1 protein-coding gene is annotated in these 332 nt (G+C 70.5%); it reads right to left on the bottom strand.

Features of this window, described 5'->3' with window-relative positions; genetic code table 11:
• A partial coding sequence (locus tag ACCC94_RS30180; RefSeq protein WP_413353232.1) for an FAD-dependent oxidoreductase occupies positions 1–332 on the bottom strand: 332 nt, incomplete at both ends.

The following is a 332-nucleotide window of genomic DNA, read 5'->3' as shown; positions in this document are numbered from 1 at the left end:
AGTCGCAGGCTTCGGGCAGGGTGTCCGCCGCCTGCTCGCGGATCAGCGCCAGCCGCTTGGGCTCCAGGCGCGGGTCGAAGCCGACAATGTCGACCATGGCGGCAATCCGCAGACGGTCGCCGATGCGCGCGTAGACCACCTTGCGGTCGTAGTCGGTCAGGCTCACGTCTGGCGCGTGGTCAGCAGCGCGGATCGGCGCGGTCAGGCTGTAGCCCTTGAGTGGATAGAGGGGCAGGCGCGGCCCGCCCGGCAGCAACGCAGCGCTGCGGTAGCCGGCGGCGAGGACAACCTGGTCGGCCTCTAAGGTTTGGCCACCCGTTTCCACCCCGGCC

Source organism: Pseudomonas sp. Pseusp97, assembly GCF_047304025.1.
Taxonomy (GTDB): domain Bacteria; phylum Pseudomonadota; class Gammaproteobacteria; order Pseudomonadales; family Pseudomonadaceae; genus Pseudomonas.
Note: the sequence above shows the minus strand (reverse complement) of the source record. Positions and strands in the feature narration are given on the sequence as shown.